The organism is Streptomyces sp. CG4 (assembly GCF_041080655.1).
In the GTDB taxonomy this organism is placed as follows: Bacteria; Actinomycetota; Actinomycetes; order Streptomycetales; family Streptomycetaceae; genus Streptomyces.
Genome location: NZ_CP163525.1, coordinates 2,778,302 through 2,797,063 on the forward strand (window position 1 = coordinate 2,778,302; position 18,762 = coordinate 2,797,063).

Below are 18,762 nucleotides of genomic sequence, written 5' to 3' on the forward strand. Positions count from 1 at the left end.
CGACCGTCGCCACGGGGGTGCCGGTGATCAACCGATCGTCCGTACACGAGGATTGATGCTCCGGTGAGCCAGATCGTCATCAAGCGCCCGCCACGCGCGCTTCCACCCGAAGTGTCCTCGGACGAGGTGCACCTCGAGGCTCCTCCCGAGCTGCCGCGTGGGCAGCAGGAGGGCATGCTGATGCAGGTCCTGCCGACCCTCGGCATGGGCTCGTCCGTGGTCTTCTACTTCGCCTCGCCCAACGCCGCTCCGTTCATGCGGATCATGGGTGTGGTGATGATGGTGTCGACGGCCGCCATGGTGATCTCGCAGATCGTGCGGTATCGCCGCGGTACGCAGGGGCAAATGGCCGACGTTCGCCGGGACTACCTGCGCTACCTGGCCCAGACCCGGCGCTCGGTGCGCAAAACGGCACTGCGCCAGCGGGACGCACAGCTGTATCTGCACCCTGCCCCGGACCAGCTGTGGTCGGTGGTCGCCGAGGGAAGCCGGGTGTGGGAACGGCGCATAGCCGACGAGGACTTCGGACAGGTGCGCATCGGTCTGGGGCCTCAGCAACTATCCACTCCCCTGGTGGCGCCGCAGACCGCGCCCGTGGACGAGTTGGAGCCGTTGTGCGCCGGCGCCATGCAGCGGTTCCTGGCGGTGCACGGCCAGATGGACCACCTGCCCGTGGCAGTGTCGCTGCGCGCCTTCTACCACGTGACGATCTCGGGCGACCCCGAATGCGCCCAGTCGTCGGCGCGGGCTCTGGTGGCCCAGGCGGCCACTCTGCTCTCCCCCGACGACCTCGTCGTCGCTCTGGTGACCGCGCCGGGTGCCGTCGCCCGTTGGGACTGGACGAAGTGGCTGCCGCACTGCCAGGTGGCGGGCCAGTTCGACGGCGCGGGCACCCGCCGCCTGTTCAGTGACGACCTGGGTGAACTGGAACAGCTGCTCAGGAGTCGGCTGGACGGCCGGCCGCGATTCAGCCGGGACGGGCAGCCGTTGCTGGACCAGCCGCACATCCTGGTGGTACTGGACGGTGGCTTGGTGCCGCCGACCTCCGCGTTCGCCGCGGCGGAGGGGCTGCAGGGCGTGACGATCGTGGAGGTCGTCCAGGGTGAGCTGGACCAGCCCCGCGGCGACCTCTCGATCGTCGTAGGCCCGGAGCGCCTGCGGCTCGACTCCGGCAACGGGATCGCCTACGAGGGCCTGCCCGACGGGCTCTCGCTGCCGGCCTCGGAGGCGCTGGCCCGGCAGCTCGCGCCGCTGCGCATGGGCGGTGGGGACGATGACGAACCCCTTTTGTCCAACCTGGACTTCACTGACCTGTTGAGCCTCGGTGACGCCGCTTCCGTCGATGTCACGCGTACCTGGCGGCCGCGTTCCGTTCCTGAGCGTTTGCGTGTGCCAATCGGCGTCGGTGAGGACGGCCGACCCGTGATGCTGGACCTCAAGGAGGCTGCGCAGGACGGCATGGGCCCGCACGGCCTGTGCGTGGGCGCGACCGGTTCGGGCAAATCCGAGCTGCTGCGCACGCTCGTGCTGGGCCTGGCGGTCACGCACTCCTCGGAGACGCTGAACTTCGTCCTCGCCGACTTCAAGGGCGGCGCGACCTTCGCCGGTATGTCCCAGATGCCGCACGTCGCGGCCGTGATCACCAACCTGGCCGACGACCTGACCCTGGTCGACCGCATGGGAGACGCGATCCGGGGCGAGCTGCAGCGGCGCCAGGAGCTACTGAACGCGGCGGGCAACTACGGCAACATCCACGACTACGAGAAGGCACGCGCCGCCGGCGCTCCCCTGGAGCCGCTGGCCACCCTCGTCCTGGTGATCGACGAGTTCAGCGAACTCCTGACGGCCAAGCCGGACTTCATCGACATGTTCATCCAGATCGGCCGTATCGGCCGCTCCCTGGGTGTGCATCTACTCCTCGCCTCGCAGCGCCTGGAGGAAGGCCGGCTGCGAGGTCTCGACACCTACCTGTCGTACCGGATCGGTCTGCGGACATTCTCCGCCGCCGAGTCCCGGGCCGCGCTCGGTGTCCCGGACGCCTACCACCTCCCGTCCGTGCCCGGCTCCGGTTACCTGAAGTTCGGCACGGACGAGATGGTCCGCTTCAAGGCGGCCTATGTGTCGGGCACATACCGTTCCGGTGGCCCTGAGGTCACACAGGGCGCCCTGCCCATCGAGCGCCGTCCGGCGCCGTTCACGGCCCTGCCCGTACGCATGGCCTACGCGGAGCCCGATCCGGCGCAGACGCAGGCACGGGCGGCTCGTCCGGAGGACGACGCACTGGCCGACACCGTGCTGGACGTGGTCGTGCAGCGGCTGGAGGGGCAGGGCGTGCCCGCGCACCAGGTGTGGCTGCCGCCGCTGGACCAGGCACCGGCCCTGGATCAGTTGCTGCCGGCGTTGTCCGTGTCGCCGGGGCGCGGCCTGCAGGCATCCGAATACACCCGCTCGGGCGGTCTGGCGGTTCCGCTCGGCCTGATCGACAAGCCGTTCGAGCAGAAGCGCGAGGTGCTCTACCGAGACTTCTCCGGGGCGGCGGGCCACATGATGGTCGTCGGCGGCCCGCAGTCCGGAAAGTCGACTCTGCTGCGGACGTTGATCGGGTCCTTCGCGGTCACTCACACCCCGCACGAGGTGCAGTTCTACTGCCTGGACTTCGGTGGCGGCGGCCTCTCGGCCCTGGCAGACCTCCCGCACGTGGGCGGAGTGGCATCCCGTCTGGACCCCGAGCGGGTCCGTCGTGCGGTCGCGGAGGTGGCCGGGGTCCTCAACCGCCGTGAGCAGTTCTTCCGCGCCAACGGCATCGACTCCATGGCGACCTACCGCAGGCGCAGGGCCGCAGGCGAACTGCCCGGCGAGGCCTGGGGAGACGTCTTCCTGGTGATCGACGGCTGGGGCAACTTCAAGAACGACTACGAGGGCCTAGAGGGCGTCGTCAACGACATCGCGGGGCGAGGCCTCGGCTACGGCGTCCACGTCGTCGTTTCCGCGTCGCGCTACATGGAGGTGCGCTCGGCCCTGAAGGACCAGATCCTGGGTCGGCTGGAGCTGCGGCTGGGCGACCCGATGGACTCCGAGTTCGACCGCAAGGTCGCCGTGAACGTGCCGGCGGGCGTGCCCGGCCGTGGACAAGTGCCGGAGAAGCTGCACTTCATGACGGCTCTGCCGCGTGTCGACTCCTCGTCGTCACCGGGCGACCTCTCTGACGCGACGAGTCAGTTCGTTCAGGCGGTGAAGGCCAACTGGCAGGGTCCGGCGGCGCCGGCGGTGCGCCTGCTGCCCCGCAAGATGCCCGCGGACCAGCTGCCAAAGGGTTTCGAGTTCCCGCAGAACGGGATCGCGATCGGCATCGACGAGGCGAACCTGGAGCCGGTCTTCATCGACCTGGAGACCGACCCGTTCTTCCTCGTCTTCGGCGAGAGCGAGTCGGGGAAGACAAACCTGCTGCGACTGATCGCCAAGCAGATCGCGGAGCGCTACACGCCCGCCGAGGCCCGGATCGTCGTCGGCGACTACCGGCGCACCATGCTGGAGGCGGTCTCGGAGGAGCACTTGCTCGAGTACGCGCCCATGGCGTCGGCCATGGATGTCCACATGGACGCGATCCGCCAGTTCATGGAGATGCGGGCGCCAAAACCGGACATCACCCCGCAGCAGTTGCGTGACTGCAGCTGGTGGAGCGGCCCGCAGCTGTTCGTCATCGTCGACGACTACGAGCTGGTGGCCACCAACTCGGGCAACCCTCTTGGCCAGTTGGTGGAACACCTGCCCTTCGCCCGCGATGTTGGCGTCAAGTTCATCATCGCCCGCAACTCGGCCGGCGCCTCACGGGCCATGTACGAGTCGTTCATGCAACGCCTCAAGGAACTGGGCGCCCAGGGCGTGGTCCTGTCCGGTGATCCGAGCGAGGGCGACATTCTCGGCACCGTCCGCGCCCGTCCGATGCCGCCGGGGCGTGGCGTGTTCGTTTCGCGTAAGCGCGGGACGTCCCTGATTCAAGTGGGATTGCTTCCGCAACGGCACTAAAGTGACTGGTCAAGTACGCGCTTCATCCGAGTGAATGAAGCGCACGGGGAGACGGGGAGGCGTCCGAGGTGAGTTCCTACGGGGGCGCGGGCGGTTCGGACGATCGGAGCGACGCATCCGACACCGGCAAGTCCTTCGACACCTTGTCGGGGGTGAATCCGCAGATGGCGCTGGACATCCAGCACAAGGCCATGGAGAACTTCAAGAAGCGCGTCGACGAGCTGCTCATCGAACTGGACAAGTCGGAGGCGGCCCCGGGCAAGGTCGGCGGAGACCGTCTGACGCGCGCCCAGCTGGGCTCCTCCGACTTCAAGGAAGCACAGTTCCTCTACGACTCGTACACCCTCGTCCACGACGAGTTGGAGAACCTCTCCAAGGCGCTGAGCGCGCAGATCGAGGGGATGGGGCTGGCGGTGCACGCGTCGCGGGTGGGTTACGTGAACCTCGACGAGGACATCAAGGCGCGGATGCGAGCGGTGAATGCGGAGGCGGAGAAGTACTACGACGCGGGCCGGGATCCGTACGCACAGCAACCGGACCAGTCGAACACCTCCGGCTCTGAGGGCACGAAGGAGAAGTGGTGATGGACGGGCAGTCGAAGAATCGAGAACCGCAGCTCGCCCGCACGGACTTCGAATCCATGACGCACGAGCAGCTTGCCGCCATGCTCGACTCCGCGCATACGGCTGGGGCATCGCACCTGTCCAGCAAGCTCTCCAAAGCCGCCTCGACGATCACCAAGATCGGTGACGACCTGATGACGCACGTCAAGGGTCTGGAGTGGCAGGGACAGGCCGGCGACGCGTTCCGCGGCTGGGGCGGTCAGACGGCGAGCGCCACCCTGCGCCTGGGCCAGTACGCCGAGGTGGCGGCCCGCTGGATGGGTACGGTTTCGCAGGCCATCGGAGAAGCGAAGGCGGCCATGCCGGACGTCTCCGAGACGACGCAGGCCAAGGCGGACCTCGCTGACGCCCACACGACGCTCGCGGCGGCCCAGCAGCCGGGTGCGCGCAACGACCCCGCCGCGCGGAAGCAAGTCCAGACAGCGCAGACGGACGCAGCGGCCGCCCAGAAGCAGATCGAAGCGGCTCGCGGCGAGGCGATCCAGCAGATGCGGAAGCTGGGGCAGACGTACGAATTCTCGGCGCAACAGGTGAACAGTGTGACGCCGCCTACGTTTTCGCCGCCGGCAAACCATATGGACTCCAGGGATTGGTTTGGCGATTCCCAGCACATCTCTGTGAGTTCGGGCGGCTACCCAGCACCGTCGAGTGGCAGTCCGGGTCGAAGCGCGGGCGGCAGTATCTCCGGGCAGCCAGGTACAGCGCGGCCTGTGAGCGGCCACACAGTCACTGGCCACGCCGCACCTGTGCACACAAGCCAGCCAATTCCGCACGGCAAGCCTGTCGACATGGGAATCGACGGGACGGACCCACTCCCTCGCGCTCCAGTCCCGAGCACCACAGGGCCTACGGCGTCGCACACGAGTGTCCCTCACCCGGAATTGCCTGTTCCGAGCCAACAGCCGACCACCATGCCGCCGGTATTCACCAGCCGGGGACGTGCACCTGGCACGGCCTCCGGCCCTCGGGTTCCATCGCCCTCGCGGCTCCCGCAGACGACGGGGCCCGAGGGTGTCGCCACCGGGCGGGTACCGCAGATGCCGTCACCTGGCGGCACCGCAACCAGCCGCACACCGCAGTTGCCGCGTGAGACGGGCATCGTCGGCGGCCGTCCCGTGTCCTCTGCGACGGGACGGCCGCAGAGCACCATTCCGCGCGGAACAGTCATCGGCGACGAAGGCGCCGAGGGCCGTACCGGTACAGCTCGTGGGGGCATCGTGCAACCATCCATGGGGGGTGCGGGCTCCGGCAGCGGGATGACCGGTGGCCGTCGTCTGGCATCGGAGACGGGTGGGGTCGTCGGCAACCGACAGGTCCAGCCGGGGCGTACGGGCGGGCGTCCGTTCACACCAGGTGGTTCGGGTCTCGTTCGTTCGTCGTCCGATGAGTCGAATCCGGCGCGTTTCCCGGTGAACGGCCGCACAGAGGCAGCCGCCTCCTCCACCTCCGTCTCGGGTTCCCGCAAGGACCGACGGCAGGAGCAGCGGGCTGACTACCTCGTCGAGGACGAGGAGACCTGGGCGTCCGACAGGCGCCGCTCCGTTCCACCTGTGGTCGGCTGAAGCCCGCGACTCCACATCCAGGAAGGCATATGCGTACCAACAACTGGACACTCCGGTCATTGCCGACGGTGTCAGCTGTTCTCGGCCTGCTTCTCGTGGGCGTCGGTTCCACTCCCGCTTATGCCGATTCGGTCCGGGCACGTCAGTGGCATCTCGATGCCATGCATGCCGAGGAGATGTGGAAGATCAGCACGGGCCGTGGCATCACGGTGGCGGTCATCGACTCCGGTGTCGACGATTCTCTGGCCGATCTCAAAGGCCAGGTTCTGGTCGGCAAGGACTACTCCAGTCAGCACGGTGATGAACACACCGACCTCGACGGGCATGGAACAGGAATTGCCGCTCTCATCGCCGCCACCGGGGCACGGGGACCGTCGAACGGCTCGTACGGTCTCGCCCCGGGAGCGAAGATCCTCCCCATCCGTATGCGCTATGCCACCGAGGACTATGGATCCGTCGACAACAAGGCCGAGTTTTCCCGCATATTGAGCCAGGCCATTCGCTACGCCGCGGACAGCAAAGCCCAGATCATCAATATGTCGCTGGGCAGTTCCGATGCGCCGGGCACCCATAATGTGGAAACCCCGCAGTTGGCTGCGGCAGTTAAGTACGCAATCTCCAAGGGAAAGCTACTGTTCGCCGGTGCGGGAAATACCGGAGACACCTCGAACGTGTTGGAGTACCCCGCAGCTACCCCTGGTGTCGTCGGCGTCGGGGCCGCTGACGAGAACGCCAAGGTGGCTTCGTTCTCCCAGCGAGGCCCTCAGGTTGATCTGGTCGCACCTGGCACTGACATGATTCACGCCTGCCCCGGCGGGAGTGAAATCTGCAAGTCCAACGGAACCAGTGACGCAACCGCCCTTGCTTCTGCCTCCGCCGCCCTCATCTGGTCCGAACACCCCACCTGGACAAACAACCAGGTCCTCCGAGTCATGCTGAATACGGCCAGCAAGCCGGCGGGCGGAGAAAAGCGGAGCGACTACGTCGGATATGGCGGTGTCCGCCCCCGTGTCGCCCTGGAGAACCCGGGCGACCCCGGCCCCGCGGACGAGTACCCTCTCCCCGACTTGGCCGCTGCAGCCGCCAAGTCGCCGTCCGCCAATGCGTCGCAGCCCGCGGGGTCCGCGGATGCCGGCAAGAGCGATGCCAAGCCCCAGACCGCGGCAGGCAAGGCAAGCGACGAAGGCGACACTTCACTGTGGGTCGGCCTGGGCATCGCGACCGCTGCGCTCCTCGGGACGGCGATCACCGTCCCCATCCTCCGTGCGCGCCGCCGTCGAGCGGCTCCGACTCCGGCCGGCCCCCCGACGCCACCCGGGTACCCGCCGCCGTACGCGCCTCAAGTGCCGTACCAGCAGCAGCCCCCGTACCACTCATCCGCGCCGCATGCCCCTTATCAACCGCCGCGCGAGCCCGGGCAGCCCGGCTGATCGATATCTCCCGGTCGTGAGCGCCTGCCGGCCGCGACGATGCAATGAATGAGGTCTCTGTGACGTTCGAAGAACAGTGGGCATCGGCGCGCACGCATGCCGCCGCCAAGTCAGGCCCTTCCGACACATCCGACATGACCCTCGCCTCGGCCAACTCGGGCGAAAGCGGGGGCGGCAAAATGGTCTACGTCGCGTATCCCTGGACCAACGGCGCTAGGGTCCTGGGCGAGTTGAGGACTACCACCAACACCTCAGTGACGCAGTTGGCGGATGAGAAAGCCGGCGCATCCTCAAGCATGAAGGGACTGACGTCGGTCGTGGCTCTGACTGCCGTTCAGGACAGTTGGCACCGTCGGCTCAAGGCGGTTCGCGACGAGTGCGAAAACCTGGAGCCAGCCATGCGTCAGGCCGCCAAGGACCACGGCGAGAACGATGCGAGGATCAGGGCCGCCATTGCCGCCGAGAAGAATGTGGCCAAGCCCTTCGAGGCAGGCCAGTAGCCATGATTCCCCTCAGTCAACTTCGCGATCTCAAGCTGTCGGACCTCACGGACGAAGCTCACGGCTGGGCCACCATCAGCAACAGCGCCTACGCATCCCGGGGCAGGGTCACCAACGAGATAAGCGCCGACCTGTCGGCGACTCAGATCGGTGACGCCTCTTTCTGGGCCCTTGTACGGCTCGGCCGGCTCAGCAACAACTATCAGTACATCTATACCGAGTGCGGGTTGATCAGCGCAGCGCTCACGGGCCTGGCCGAGGAGCTGGCGCCCCTCCAGCAGAAATTGCTGAACGCTCTTGCAGAAGCCAAACACGAGGGTTTCGACGTCAATGACGACGGGTCCGTGCGTTATCCGGAATCGAGCCGCGACGACACGTTCCTACCAGGTGACACCGTCACCGGGAACAGTGGATTCCTCAACCAGGCTGTGGGAGAGGCCGCGGCGACGACAAACCCGAATCCCCACGCCGTCGTCGCGCAGGGCATCGCGGACACCATCGCCAGCGCGCTCTCCCAGGCAACGGAGATCGATGATCAGTACGCGCAGACGCTCCGCCGCCTGAAGGCTGCCGAGGGACTCGATGTCACCGACGCGACGTGGGCCGACGTCAGCCGTGACACGACAGCAGTGCACGGTGCGGTGGACGATGTCCTGAAGCGCAACATCCCCACCGATCAGTCCCCGGCCGACCGCAAGAAGTGGTGGAACGGCCTCAGCGAGGAGGAGCGCAGGGAGTACCTCGCGGTCTACCCGGACACCATAGGAAACCTGGACGGTATTCCGGCGGGGTCCCGCGACGAGGCGAACCGCCTGTACCTTCCGCAGCTCATGGGAAAGCTGGAGGAACAGGGCGACGAGGCCTCCATGACCAAGCTCGACGGCCTACGGAAGATCGACGACCAGCTCAGAGCGGGCCGCCAGCCCCCCATGTTCCTCCTCGGAGTCGGAGACCAGGGAAACGGGCGCGCGATCGTGTCCTTCGGCGATCCGGACACGTCGCAGAATGTCTCCGCCTATGTTCCTGGTCTGGGTACGAAACTCGACGGGGACTTCGCGGACGGCACGGTGAAGCGCGCCAGGGACACCGCCGTCGGAGCACGGGAAATCAACCCGTCCAGTGCCTCGATCGTGTGGCTTGGCTATGACGCTCCGCAGAGCGCGGACGTCGCCTTCACCGACGATGCGAAGAGGGGCGCACCCGCCTACCAGAAGTTCATGAGCGGCCTTGCCGCCACTAACGACAACGCCGACCCACACCTCACTGCCATCGGGCATTCGTACGGCTCGCTGACGGTCGGCACGGCAAGTCAGCAACCGGGCGGCATGCCCGATGTGGACGACTACATCCTGCTGGGCAGCCCGGGTGTGGGAGTGGACCACGCCGAGGATCTGGGCGTGGGTAAGCAGCACGTCTTCGTCGGTGCGGCGGAGAACGACCTCGTCAGCAAGGCTCCTTCGAAGGGGGCGGTCGCGGGCGGATTCGTCGGGGGCGGGATCGGGTTGGTCACGGGCGGGCTGGGCGGTGCGCTGGAGGGCGCCACCGTGGGGGCGGAGCTGGGCGATCCCGATCATGATGACAACTGGTTCGGCAAGGACCCGGCGAGTGACGAGTTCGGGGCTACGCGCTTCCGGACGGAACCGGGGCCGAATGCGTTCACCCATTTCACGATGGAAGCCCACTCGAACTACTTCAATCCCGAGAAGGATCAGATGTCAGCCGACAGCATCGCCAACATCGTCGCCGGCAATCCTGGGGGGATCACTCCGGAGGCACGTCGATGAAAACGCGACTTGTTCTGGCTGCTGCACTGCTCGCGCTCACCACGGCTTGCGGGCTGATCGGAGGGGAAAGCGGGGACAACGAAGGAAAGAAGGCGTCAGACATGAACATGCAAGAAGCGGCAGAACGGGCCGACAGCCTCCTTGCCGGCACCCTGGATGCGATCAAGCCGCAGGTGAAGTGGGCGCACGGAATCTCCACGGACCTCAGCTGCACGGTGTCACGGCGAGTGTCCGTGACGACCGTCATCTCCGCCGAGCGACGGGGGAGCTTCCTGGGCATCGTAGAGCAGTACTGGAAGAAGAAGGGGTTCACCTACCGGGGCTCGAACAAGAGCGAGACGACTCCCGCCACGTACTTCGTGACGCCGGACGAATTCCAGATCCGGCTGCTGTTCGGGTACCAGGGACAGGCTCACTTCGAGGTGACCACTCCTTGCGTGGAGAAGTCCGGAGTCGCACCGCCGAAGCCGAGGGCGGGCGCACCCACGTACGACGGCTCAGAGCCGCCCTTGCCGAGCGAGCACTCCGACTTCTGGTCCGCGAAATCTACGGTCCCGGGGACTTCTTCATCCGGCTGACGGCCGGAAGGCCGTACAGCAGTCTCAGATGGGCTGAGGGGCCACTGCTCTCCCCACGTCCCGTACTTCACCAGCAGGGGGAGGCAGCGCGGCCGCGCTGCCTCCCCCCTGGGTGTTCGGGTCGTCGCTCAGCCCATCAGCATGCGGAAACGCGCCGCATTGCCCTTGTCCGTGTCCTGGTAGCCGACGACCGAGTCGTCCAGGAGCTGCGCGACGCGGCCGAGCTTCTCCGTCATGGCGGCCATTTCCTGCGCGTTGCTCCGCTGGATCTCGCCGAAGGCCGTCTTGGCCTCACCCTCCCAGCTCTCGGCCTTGGCCCTGACGGCGCGCATCAGGGCCTCCAGGTGGTCGCTGAGGTTCTTGGCCGTGCTGCGCACGTCGCTGGCGGCCTGGGTGACGGTGTCGTAGTTGACCGCTGTCCGGTCGAAGCTGCTCGACATGTTCTTCGCTTCCTTTCGAGCGGTTCAGGAGTAGTTGACGCCGACCTGGCCGAGGATCTTGCTCTGGATCTCCCCGGAGTTGTCCACCTTGCGGATCTCCGCGATCCGTTCCTGCTCGTGGGCACTGAACTTGTTGGTGCTCATGCGCACGATGTCCTCCAGGTCAGACAGGTTGTCCTGGAGCTTCCTCAGGTTCTGGTTGATGCCCCGCTGCAAAGAGTCGAACTCCTTGCCCGCGGCGCCCTGCCATCCCGCCTGGACCATGTCGACGACCTGGTTCAGCGAACCGATCCGCTTGCTCAGTTCGACGTTGAAGGACTCGATGTCCTTGGCCAGTTGTGTGCCGCTGTCATGGCTGAAGTCGAACTGCGGCTTCGTCATCGCCTCTTGCCCTCCTGTTGTCCTGATCATGGCGACAGCCACTGGGCCGGGGCCACGAGGTTGTCCCTGAGGTGCCCGACCATGGGCAAGAGGTGTCGCCGTTCCCCGCATGCGCCGACGCGCGGGACGCAACACCGCGCCGCCCCCGTGACGTACCACTCGCGTAGTACCGGAAGCCACTCTAGTCATTTGACGTGGCGCTTCCAACTGCAAAGGCCCTCGGGGGAAGTTCGCCGGCGACTACGCTGGCCGGTGGATTGTTCGTACGTCGGAAAGGGTCGCTGCGGCATGGCAGAGTCGGCAGAGGAGATCAAGGCGCGCAAGGAACGCGAACGGGATGAGCTCTACGCCCTCGACATCTCCGGCGTGGAGTGGCAGTGCGCGCCGGGTACGGAGGAGCACGAAGAGCGGGTCGAGATCGCGTACCTGCCCGGTGGGGCGGTGGCGATGCGCTCCTCCCTCGACCACGACACCGTGCTGCGCTACACCGAGGCGGAGTGGACGGCGTTCGTGCTGGGGGCGCGGGACGGGGAGTTCGATCTGGAGCCCTCGGAGCGCAATGGGGGGCTTGCGGCGCAGTGAGCGGAACGTGAGCGTGAAGGGGCGGCACACGCGTGTGCCGCCCCTTCACGCTTCAGTGCTTGAGCCCCGCGCTACCCACTCCGATCACCGAGAGCACCGGGTCCTTCGGATGGACGTCGTCGCGTTCGAGCTCGCGGCGGGCGAAGAAGGCGTGGCCCTGTTCGTAGAGGATGTCCGAGTCATCGGGGTTGCTGAGTCGACCGTACTCGTCCGGGAGGTGGAACAGGAGGTACGGGGTCTCCTTGCCGGTTTGGGGGTTCCAGTCCACTACGGCCGCGGGCCGGACGTCGTCCAGGGTGCTGCGGTAGATGATCAGGTCGTCACCGTTCGTACGGAGCGGGAGGACCGGCTGGAAGGGACGGCCCTGGAACTTGGCGACGGCGGTGCCCTTTTTGAGGTCGAAGGCCGTGATCTGGTTCTCGGGCTTGGTGATGTCGTCGTTGTCCTTGCTCATGACGAAGACCCGGTCGCGGCCGACCACCATGCCGTAGCACTTGGCGACGACGCCGAAGTACATGTCGATGCTGCAGTCGGGCTTGTACTTCGTCATCGGGATCCTGGTCAGCTGCTCGCCGGTCTTCGAGTCCAGGGAGATCAGGTCGGTGACGGTGTAGTCCCCCGCCTGGATGGCTATCACGGGCGGGTCGGCGGACGGCAGCCAGACCGAGTTGACGCCCTTGCTGACCGGGTACTGCCACACGGTCCTGCCGGTGCGCGGGTCGAGCTTGGCCACGCGGTAGGTGGTGTTGTCGCCCTCGCCGCAGGTGACGAGGGCCAGCAGGGCCCGGCCGCCGGCGAAGCCCGTGTCGGGGCACCGGGACGTGGCGACGGTGGTGTTCCACAGCCGCTTGCCGCCGTCCATGGCGTACGCCACCGACCCCTCCCGCCAGGCGATGGCCACGACGCCCTGGGTCAGGGCGATGTCGGTGTTGGTGACGTAGGCGGAGCCGGCCGACGGCATCGTCTGCTGCCAGAGCTTCTTGCCCGTGTCGAGGTCGACCATGATCACCTCGTCGCAGACGCCGTTCTTGCCGGAGGACTTGGCGCGGGCGGGCTGGACGACGATCGCGGTGCGGCCGTCGGCGGTGACGTCGCGGCTTGTGGCACAGACATGGCCGTCCAGGGTCAGGGTCCATGCCTTCGCGTCCCAGTCGGGATCGGGCTCGATCCTGTAGCCCTCGATGTGGTTGGCGACGGCCCGCGCGAGGATCTTGCCCGTGGCCCAGGTCCCGGGCGCGAGCCGCTGCTGTTTGCCGGTGAGGTTGGGCTCGTTGTGCTGGACGACGACCTGGCCCTCCGGAGAGACGGGGGTCTTCTCCACGGTCTCGCGTATGGCGTCCGGCGCCTGTCGGGCCTGCGTGGTGTCGGTCCGCCTCTTCTCGTGGCCGGCCGAGTCGTACCAGAGCACGCCTGCCCCGAGACATACGACCGCGGACACCGCTGCGGCGGCGCCGAGAACGCGTCTACGGCGCCTGGCCCGCGACCGGTCCGCCTCCAGCGCGGAGTGGGTGTATATCGAGGGTGGTGGGCCGAAGCTCACGCTGACAGATCCTTTCGGTGGCGTCGCCGCAGATCGCGGGTGACAACGGCCGTACCAGCGATGACGGCGACCAGGACGGCTGTGATCCCCAGCGCGTAGACGGCATAGCGCTGGTTGCGTTCCCGTGGGGTCTCGGCCAGGGAGAAAGGCGCAACGTCGGGCTCCGGTGCCTTGGCCAAGCCAGGGTCGGGCGACGGGGAGGAGGATGGATCACTGATGTCCGACTCCTGGACGGCGCGAACCGGGTCGACGACGCCCCATCCGACGAAGTCGTCGTGCCCATTGACAGAGCGCTCGGCCGTCTGCTCGATCTGTGTGACGACCTGAGCGGTGGTCCAGCGGGGGTGCTTCTCCTTGAGCAGCGCCGCGACACCGGCGACGAACGGGGCGGAGAAGCTGGTGCCGTCGTCGGTGCACTGGCCACCGCCGGGAACGGTGGAGGCGATGTCCACACCCGGCGCGGCGACCCCGACGAAGGTGCCGGCCTGCGAGAACGACGCCCGTTCGTTGTTGCGGTCGGAGGCGGCCACGGCCAGAACACCCCGGAACGCGGCCGGATAGGTGTTCTTGTCCTTGCCGTCCAATCCGTCGTTGCCCGCGGAGGCGACCACGACGACGTTCTGGGCGATCGCCTTGCGCACGGCCTCGGCGAGGGCCGAGGTGCCCGACAGCGGCTTGGTCGTGTCCTGGGAGATGTTGATGACCTCGGCACCCTGGGACACGGCGTACGTGATCGCCTGGGCCATCGTGTCCGAGTTGCCGCTGCTGTTGGCGTCGTTCTGCCGGATCGGGATGATCGTGGCGTTCGGGGCGAGCCCCACGAAGCCCGTCCCCTTTCGAGGGCGGGCCGCGATGATGCCGGCGACCTTGGTGCCGTGCCCCACCTGGTCGTTGGTCGGGTCGCCGCCCTTGCCTTTGGTCAGGTAGTCACGGCCGGCCGCCTTGTCCACGGCCGGGGCCAGTTGCGGGTTCTTGTCGTCCACGCCGGTGTCGATGACCGCGACCCGTACGCCCTTGCCCTCGTCGGTGCCCTGCCACAGCTGGTCGAGCAGGACACGTTGCAGGGACCAGGGCGTGCCCTTGATCTCCTTGGCGGGGAAGGTGCATTCGCCGCTGCCGTCCAGCCGGAGCCCGGAGGCAGGCGGGACAGGCGAGGCGGGCGGGGCAGTGCCGAGTGTGGTCAGCAGGGTGGCGGCGGTCAGCAGGGTTGCCTTCGTCGGCAGCACGCGTGCGGCGCTCCTGTTCACATGTCCGTCAGTCACGTCGGGGAGAGGGCGCGTCATGAACCCTGCGGCTGACGGGCGCCGTTGGTGTCGAGACGGGGCCCCTTGGCGAGGAATTCCGACCAGGCCGCAGGCACCTTGGCGGGACGCACGTTCTGGTACCCGAGCTTGACCTGGGCCTCGCTGGGCTCGGGAGTGCCGTCGGAGGTCTTCTTGCCGTCCGCACCGATGTCCGACTTGTGGCTGTCACTGTCCCCGTTGGTCTGGACGGCGTACCGCAGCCCGGTGTCCGTGACCAGGAAGAGCGCTCCGGCGCCGGTCTCGTTGCCCTGGATCTGGGTGTAGAGCAGACCGGTTCCGGGGGTCACGTAGGTTCCCGTGCCATCTGCGGTGATGTCGGCCGGGTAGTCCTTGCCCACCCAGGTGCTGAGTGTGGTGGTGCTGCCAGAGTTGACGCCGACGTCGCGCAGGACACTGCACACGGTGTCGTGATCGGAGGCGGGGGAAGGAGAGTTGACTTGCCGCGCCCGCTGCTCGGGCCAGCCGGCGGCCTGCCCGGCGAAGGGCTGCGGATCGGCGGTGAAGTCCTGCAGACCGACGGTGCGAGCCTCGCCGTTCATGTTCAGCGAGGCGGTCTGGGGCGAGGAGATGAGCAACCAGGCCGTGAACTCGCTGACCGGCCGCACCTTGCCCGGCAGGACGACGTAATACTTGATGCCGTCGCCCGTCTGGGTCTTCAGGACCATGCCGACCCTGTTCTCCGCCTGCGACAGCTGTCCGGGCACATGAGCGGGCGAGCCGACACCGACGGGCAATTGCGGGAACGTGATCGGGTCGCCCTGGTGGAGGGTGCCGAGCCACTCCTTGGTGACGAGTTGCGGCGTGCGCGTGCCGACCAGGGCGGTCGTCAGGGCGTCCGACTCGCTTCCGGTGACGGAGTACGACGTTCCGTGCGCGTCCACGAGATAGCGCGCGCCCGTACGGGTCTTGACGTAGAGCACGTCGCCCGCACCGAGGCGGCCGGAACCGTCCGTCTTCGCGGCGTCCCGCTGCGCCATGACGAACGTGGCCTGCTGGACGGTCTCGCCCTCGCCACCGGGTTGTTCGCACACGGCCCATCGCTTGGCGTTGCCCGCTTCCTCGGCCGAGGGCAGGCGGTCGGGCGCATAGGGGATACCGAGGATCGGGCCACGCGGCAGCTTGCCGGCGTCGAGGAACTTGTCGCTGACCTGGATGACCTGGTAGTCGGCGTCGTTCATCAGCAGGCGCGCGGAAGCCAGGTTCAGGACCGGGTGCAGCCGGGTGGTCCTGCCGGTCTTGAGTACCACGTACCGCGTTGTGGACTGCTTGCCGACGATCACCCGGGTTCCGGGCGTGTCCCATCCGGCGGGCGCGGTGGGCTGGAACATGCCCCAGGCGCCGAACACGGCCAGCGTCAGCGCACCGGCCACGAGGCTGGGCACGACCGCCCGGAGCGGTTTGGGTGCCCCTTCCTCGGACCCCGACGCCGAGGACTGGAGAAAGGCCGCAAGAGTACGCCTCTTCGCGAACGTGTAGGCGTTGAGTTCGTCCCGCTGTGATGCCATCGGCCCCTGCTTCTCCCCCTCGTCGCACCGGCGGGCACCCGTCCCGCGTCGCGATGTCAGACCAGCCCCCTACTATGCATGGTGTCCGCGGGGGCTGGAGGAGCGGGTACGGTACCGGGGCCTCGGCGAGGCACAAGTGTGATGCCTGGACCAGTGAGTTGTGAGCAACGCGGGGGGATGCAGTGATGGCTTCCGGTACGCGGTCCCGCGTGCGCGGCAGGTCGAGGGGCCTGGGCTCCGCGACACCCGCTCCCGGGGCCTTCCACCGGTCGGCCGAGCCGGCGCCCCAAGGACACAGCGCAGGCGCGTTGCACTTCCGGACGCAGTCTGGTCAAGGCAGTTCCTTCCGGCTGCAACGGCTCGTGCTGCTGGAACTGGCCGTGGCCGTGCTGATCGTCGGGTGGGTGATCGCGCCGCTGGCCCTGGCCGTCGCGGCACCGGTGGCGGTGGCTCTCATCCTGCTCGCGGTGGTGCGTCACAGAGGCCGTTCCCTGCCCGAATGGCTGTCCACGGCACGCGCGCTGAAGGCACGTCAGCGGCGTGCCGTCGCCATGCCGATACCGCCAGGTACGGAGCCGTCGCTGGTTCCCGCTCTGGAGTGCGAGCCCGCGCTGCGCACGTACTCCTACGGCAGGCGGGACCAGCGGGCGGTCGGCGTCGTGGGGGACGGCACGTTCGTCACGGCCGTGCTTCAGGTGGAGGCGGACGCGACGGCGCTGCGGGCCGAGCGGAGCCGACAGCCGTTGCCAGTCGCGTTGGTGCGGGACGCGCTGGAGGTGGACGGAATCCGGCTGGAATCCGCGCAGATCGTGCTGCACACCCAGCCGGCGCCCGCGCTGCATCTACCCCAGCAGTCCATCGCCGTCGCCAACTACCTGCCGCTGCAGGAGCAGACGGGCGCCCCGGCGGTGCGCATCACCTGGATCGCGCTGAAGCTCGACCCGGAGCTGTGCGCGGAGGCCGTGGCCGCGCGCGGCGGCGGGCTGCTCGGCGCGCAGAAGTGCGTCGCGCGGACCGCGGACCATCTGGCGAGCCGGCTGACCGGCGCCGGGTTCCGCGCGCGGGTGCTCGACGAGGAGGAGCTGGTCGCGGCACTTGCCACCTCGGCCTGCGCCAACCCCCTGGTCACCGCCGAGGCGGGGCGCAGCGAGACTCGGGAGCGGCGCACCGAGGAGTCCGGGCGCAGCTGGCGCTGCGACAACCGGCGGCATACGACGTACTGGGTCAGACGCTGGCCCCCACTGGGCGGCGGCCGGGGCGAATCGCTGCCGCACTTCGTCGCCCGGGTCACGGCGATACCGGCCCTGGCGACCACGTTCAGCCTCACGCTCGCGCACGGCGAGCGGCAGGAGGTGTCGCTGTCCGCGCATCTGCGGGTGACCGGGCGCAGTGACGAAGAGCTGGTGGCGGCGCGCCGCGCGCTGGAAGCCGCGGCACGGCAGTCCGGGGCCGGGCTCGCCCGCCTCGACCGTGAGCAACTGCCCGGAATGCTGGCCACACTGCCCCTCGGAGGTGCGCGGTGACGACGATGCCGACGACGTCCGCGATGCCGGAGACAGCGCGGACAGGGCTCGGGACGGGGGCGGGTGCAGGTCCGGGTGGGGATGCGGGCGCGTCGGCGGGATCCGGTCCACGGCGGGGGCTCGAGCTGCTTCGGCACGGACTGGGTCTGATCGGGCCTCGGCACGGCCGGCACGGGCTGCCCGTGCAGCAACTGGACGCGCTCGCGCTGCCCATAGGGGATGACGGCGTGGTGGCGGGCATCGATGCCGAGGGGCAGCCGGCCGTACTGGGCATCAATCGGCCGACGCCGTACGACGTCGTGCTGATCGGCGGCCTGTGGACCGCGCAGGTGCTGGCGCTGCGCTCGGCGGCCACGGGCGCCCGGGTCGCGGTGGAGACCGGTCGGCCCCAGGCGTGGATGCAGATGGTGCACGCGATGGGCGGCGGGCAGAACGGCCTGTCCGTGTACGACGTCGGGCGTGTGCCGCCTCAGGGCTCCTCGGCCGGTACACCCATGCTGGTGGTGCGGGACTGCGGTATGCGGCCGCCGCGCGGACGCGTGGTGTCCGGGCCCTGGCAGTCGGTGCTGACCCTGCTGCCGTATCTCAGCCCGGTCGCCCCCCGGCTGCTGCGGCAGGCGCGGCTCGCGGGCATCCAGCGGGTCTCCCCGGACGAGGCCGCCGAGCTGGGGCGCACCATGGGGCTGACCCGGACCGAGGTGGAGTCGCTTCCGGCCCTGCCCGATGGCGTCACCCTGTGGTGCACGGACCGTGACCGGCAGTATGTGCTGACACAACCCACCGACCTCGAAGTCGGATTGTTGGGCGCACCACGACGGATGGACTGAACTGCCTTATATGCCCGTTTTGTTCGACGAATGCTCCTTCTCTGTTCGTCACTTGTCTGCCGATTGCTCCCTGTTTTCCTTGCCCAGGTCATGCGGCCGGTGGGGCGGTTCGGTGCGCTCGCGGTCGCGCTCGAAGGTGGGCGGGCCTGCCGAGGTA

Annotated in this window: 15 protein-coding genes; 10 read left to right on the plus strand and 5 right to left on the minus strand. The window is 68.0% G+C overall.

All coding sequences use genetic code 11. The features are described 5' to 3' along the window. The first annotated feature begins 63 nt into the window (after window positions 1-63). From eccCa to AB5L52_RS12575, 7 genes are all read left to right on the plus strand, one after another. Entirely contained in the window at window positions 64-4,026 is a 3,963-nt protein-coding gene (gene eccCa / locus AB5L52_RS12545) for a type VII secretion protein EccCa (protein ID WP_369364015.1), read from the plus strand. Between the two features lie 164 nt (window positions 4,027-4,190). Then, on the plus strand, window positions 4,191-4,610 hold the full coding sequence (locus tag AB5L52_RS12550; RefSeq protein ID WP_369368860.1) for a hypothetical protein: 420 nt from the start codon (window positions 4,191-4,193) through the stop codon (window positions 4,608-4,610). Next, window positions 4,610-6,211: a hypothetical protein gene (locus AB5L52_RS12555; protein ID WP_369364017.1), complete on the plus strand. Its 1,602-nt coding sequence runs from the start codon at window positions 4,610-4,612 to the stop codon at window positions 6,209-6,211. Before AB5L52_RS12550 ends, AB5L52_RS12555 begins: the two co-directional genes overlap by 1 nt. A gap of 29 nt (window positions 6,212-6,240) precedes the next feature. Then, on the plus strand, window positions 6,241-7,641 hold the full coding sequence (mycP, locus tag AB5L52_RS12560) for a type VII secretion-associated serine protease mycosin (protein ID WP_369364019.1): 1,401 nt from the start codon (window positions 6,241-6,243) through the stop codon (window positions 7,639-7,641). A gap of 59 nt (window positions 7,642-7,700) precedes the next feature. Continuing rightward, entirely contained in the window at window positions 7,701-8,141 is a 441-nt protein-coding gene (locus tag AB5L52_RS12565) for a hypothetical protein (protein WP_369364021.1), read from the plus strand. A gap of 2 nt (window positions 8,142-8,143) precedes the next feature. Then, window positions 8,144-9,925: an alpha/beta hydrolase gene (locus AB5L52_RS12570; protein WP_369364023.1), complete on the plus strand. Its 1,782-nt coding sequence runs from the start codon at window positions 8,144-8,146 to the stop codon at window positions 9,923-9,925. A 101-nt stretch (window positions 9,926-10,026) separates the two neighbouring features. Next, entirely contained in the window at window positions 10,027-10,503 is a 477-nt protein-coding gene (locus tag AB5L52_RS12575; protein ID WP_369364025.1) for a hypothetical protein, read from the plus strand. Window positions 10,504-10,631: 128 nt separating this feature from the next. On the opposite strand, the gene AB5L52_RS12580 is transcribed toward AB5L52_RS12575, so the two are convergent. Then, on the minus strand, window positions 10,632-10,943 hold the full coding sequence (locus tag AB5L52_RS12580) for a WXG100 family type VII secretion target (protein WP_369364027.1): 312 nt from the start codon (window positions 10,941-10,943) through the stop codon (window positions 10,632-10,634). Between the two features lie 24 nt (window positions 10,944-10,967). Then, window positions 10,968-11,324: a WXG100 family type VII secretion target gene (locus AB5L52_RS12585; protein ID WP_369364029.1), complete on the minus strand. Its 357-nt coding sequence runs from the start codon at window positions 11,322-11,324 to the stop codon at window positions 10,968-10,970. Between the two features lie 288 nt (window positions 11,325-11,612). On the opposite strand from AB5L52_RS12585, the gene AB5L52_RS12590 reads away from it, so the two are divergent. After that, window positions 11,613-11,906 (plus strand): DUF397 domain-containing protein, encoded by a 294-nt coding sequence (locus tag AB5L52_RS12590; RefSeq protein WP_369364031.1) that lies wholly within the window; start codon window positions 11,613-11,615, stop codon window positions 11,904-11,906. 52 nt (window positions 11,907-11,958) lie between these two features. Here the strand turns inward: AB5L52_RS12590 and AB5L52_RS12595 are convergent, their stop codons facing one another. From AB5L52_RS12595 to eccB, 3 genes are read right to left on the minus strand one after another with little or no spacing between them, the layout of a single operon-like run. Further along, on the minus strand, window positions 11,959-13,446 hold the full coding sequence (locus tag AB5L52_RS12595; RefSeq protein ID WP_369364033.1) for a PQQ-binding-like beta-propeller repeat protein: 1,488 nt from the start codon (window positions 13,444-13,446) through the stop codon (window positions 11,959-11,961). Continuing rightward, entirely contained in the window at window positions 13,443-14,672 is a 1,230-nt protein-coding gene (mycP, locus tag AB5L52_RS12600; protein ID WP_369364035.1) for a type VII secretion-associated serine protease mycosin, read from the minus strand. Before mycP (AB5L52_RS12600) ends, AB5L52_RS12595 begins: the two co-directional genes overlap by 4 nt. Before the next feature lie 53 nt (window positions 14,673-14,725). Then, complete coding sequence (gene eccB, locus AB5L52_RS12605; RefSeq protein WP_369364037.1) at window positions 14,726-16,255, minus strand: type VII secretion protein EccB; 1,530 nt, start codon at window positions 16,253-16,255, stop codon at window positions 14,726-14,728. A 185-nt stretch (window positions 16,256-16,440) separates the two neighbouring features. Here eccB and eccE point away from each other — a divergent pair, with 185 nt between their 5' ends. Both eccE and AB5L52_RS12615 read left to right on the plus strand, forming a co-directional pair. After that, a complete protein-coding gene (eccE, locus tag AB5L52_RS12610) occupies window positions 16,441-17,778 on the plus strand; it encodes a type VII secretion protein EccE (RefSeq protein WP_369364039.1) in 1,338 nt (445 codons plus the stop codon). Window positions 17,779-17,801: 23 nt separating this feature from the next. Continuing rightward, a complete protein-coding gene (locus AB5L52_RS12615) occupies window positions 17,802-18,605 on the plus strand; it encodes a hypothetical protein (RefSeq protein ID WP_369368862.1) in 804 nt (267 codons plus the stop codon). Window positions 18,606-18,762 lie beyond the last annotated feature (157 nt).

What these genes read in the sequence shown, in the direction of transcription:
- AB5L52_RS12590 (WP_369364031.1), top strand. Translation starts at nt 11,613, where the DNA reads ATGGCAGAGTCGGCAGAGGAGATCAAGGCGCGCAAGGAACGCGAACGG.
- AB5L52_RS12580 (WP_369364027.1), bottom strand. Translation starts at nt 10,943, where the DNA reads ATGTCGAGCAGCTTCGACCGGACAGCGGTCAACTACGACACCGTCACC.
- AB5L52_RS12570 (WP_369364023.1), top strand. Translation starts at nt 8,144, where the DNA reads ATGATTCCCCTCAGTCAACTTCGCGATCTCAAGCTGTCGGACCTCACG.
- eccB (WP_369364037.1), bottom strand. Translation starts at nt 16,255, where the DNA reads ATGGCATCACAGCGGGACGAACTCAACGCCTACACGTTCGCGAAGAGG.
- AB5L52_RS12615 (WP_369368862.1), top strand. Translation starts at nt 17,802, where the DNA reads ATGCCGGAGACAGCGCGGACAGGGCTCGGGACGGGGGCGGGTGCAGGT.
- AB5L52_RS12550 (WP_369368860.1), top strand. Translation starts at nt 4,191, where the DNA reads ATGGCGCTGGACATCCAGCACAAGGCCATGGAGAACTTCAAGAAGCGC.
- AB5L52_RS12555 (WP_369364017.1), top strand. Translation starts at nt 4,610, where the DNA reads ATGGACGGGCAGTCGAAGAATCGAGAACCGCAGCTCGCCCGCACGGAC.
- mycP (WP_369364019.1), top strand. Translation starts at nt 6,241, where the DNA reads ATGCGTACCAACAACTGGACACTCCGGTCATTGCCGACGGTGTCAGCT.
- AB5L52_RS12575 (WP_369364025.1), top strand. Translation starts at nt 10,027, where the DNA reads ATGAACATGCAAGAAGCGGCAGAACGGGCCGACAGCCTCCTTGCCGGC.
- eccE (WP_369364039.1), top strand. Translation starts at nt 16,441, where the DNA reads ATGGCTTCCGGTACGCGGTCCCGCGTGCGCGGCAGGTCGAGGGGCCTG.
- AB5L52_RS12585 (WP_369364029.1), bottom strand. Translation starts at nt 11,324, where the DNA reads ATGACGAAGCCGCAGTTCGACTTCAGCCATGACAGCGGCACACAACTG.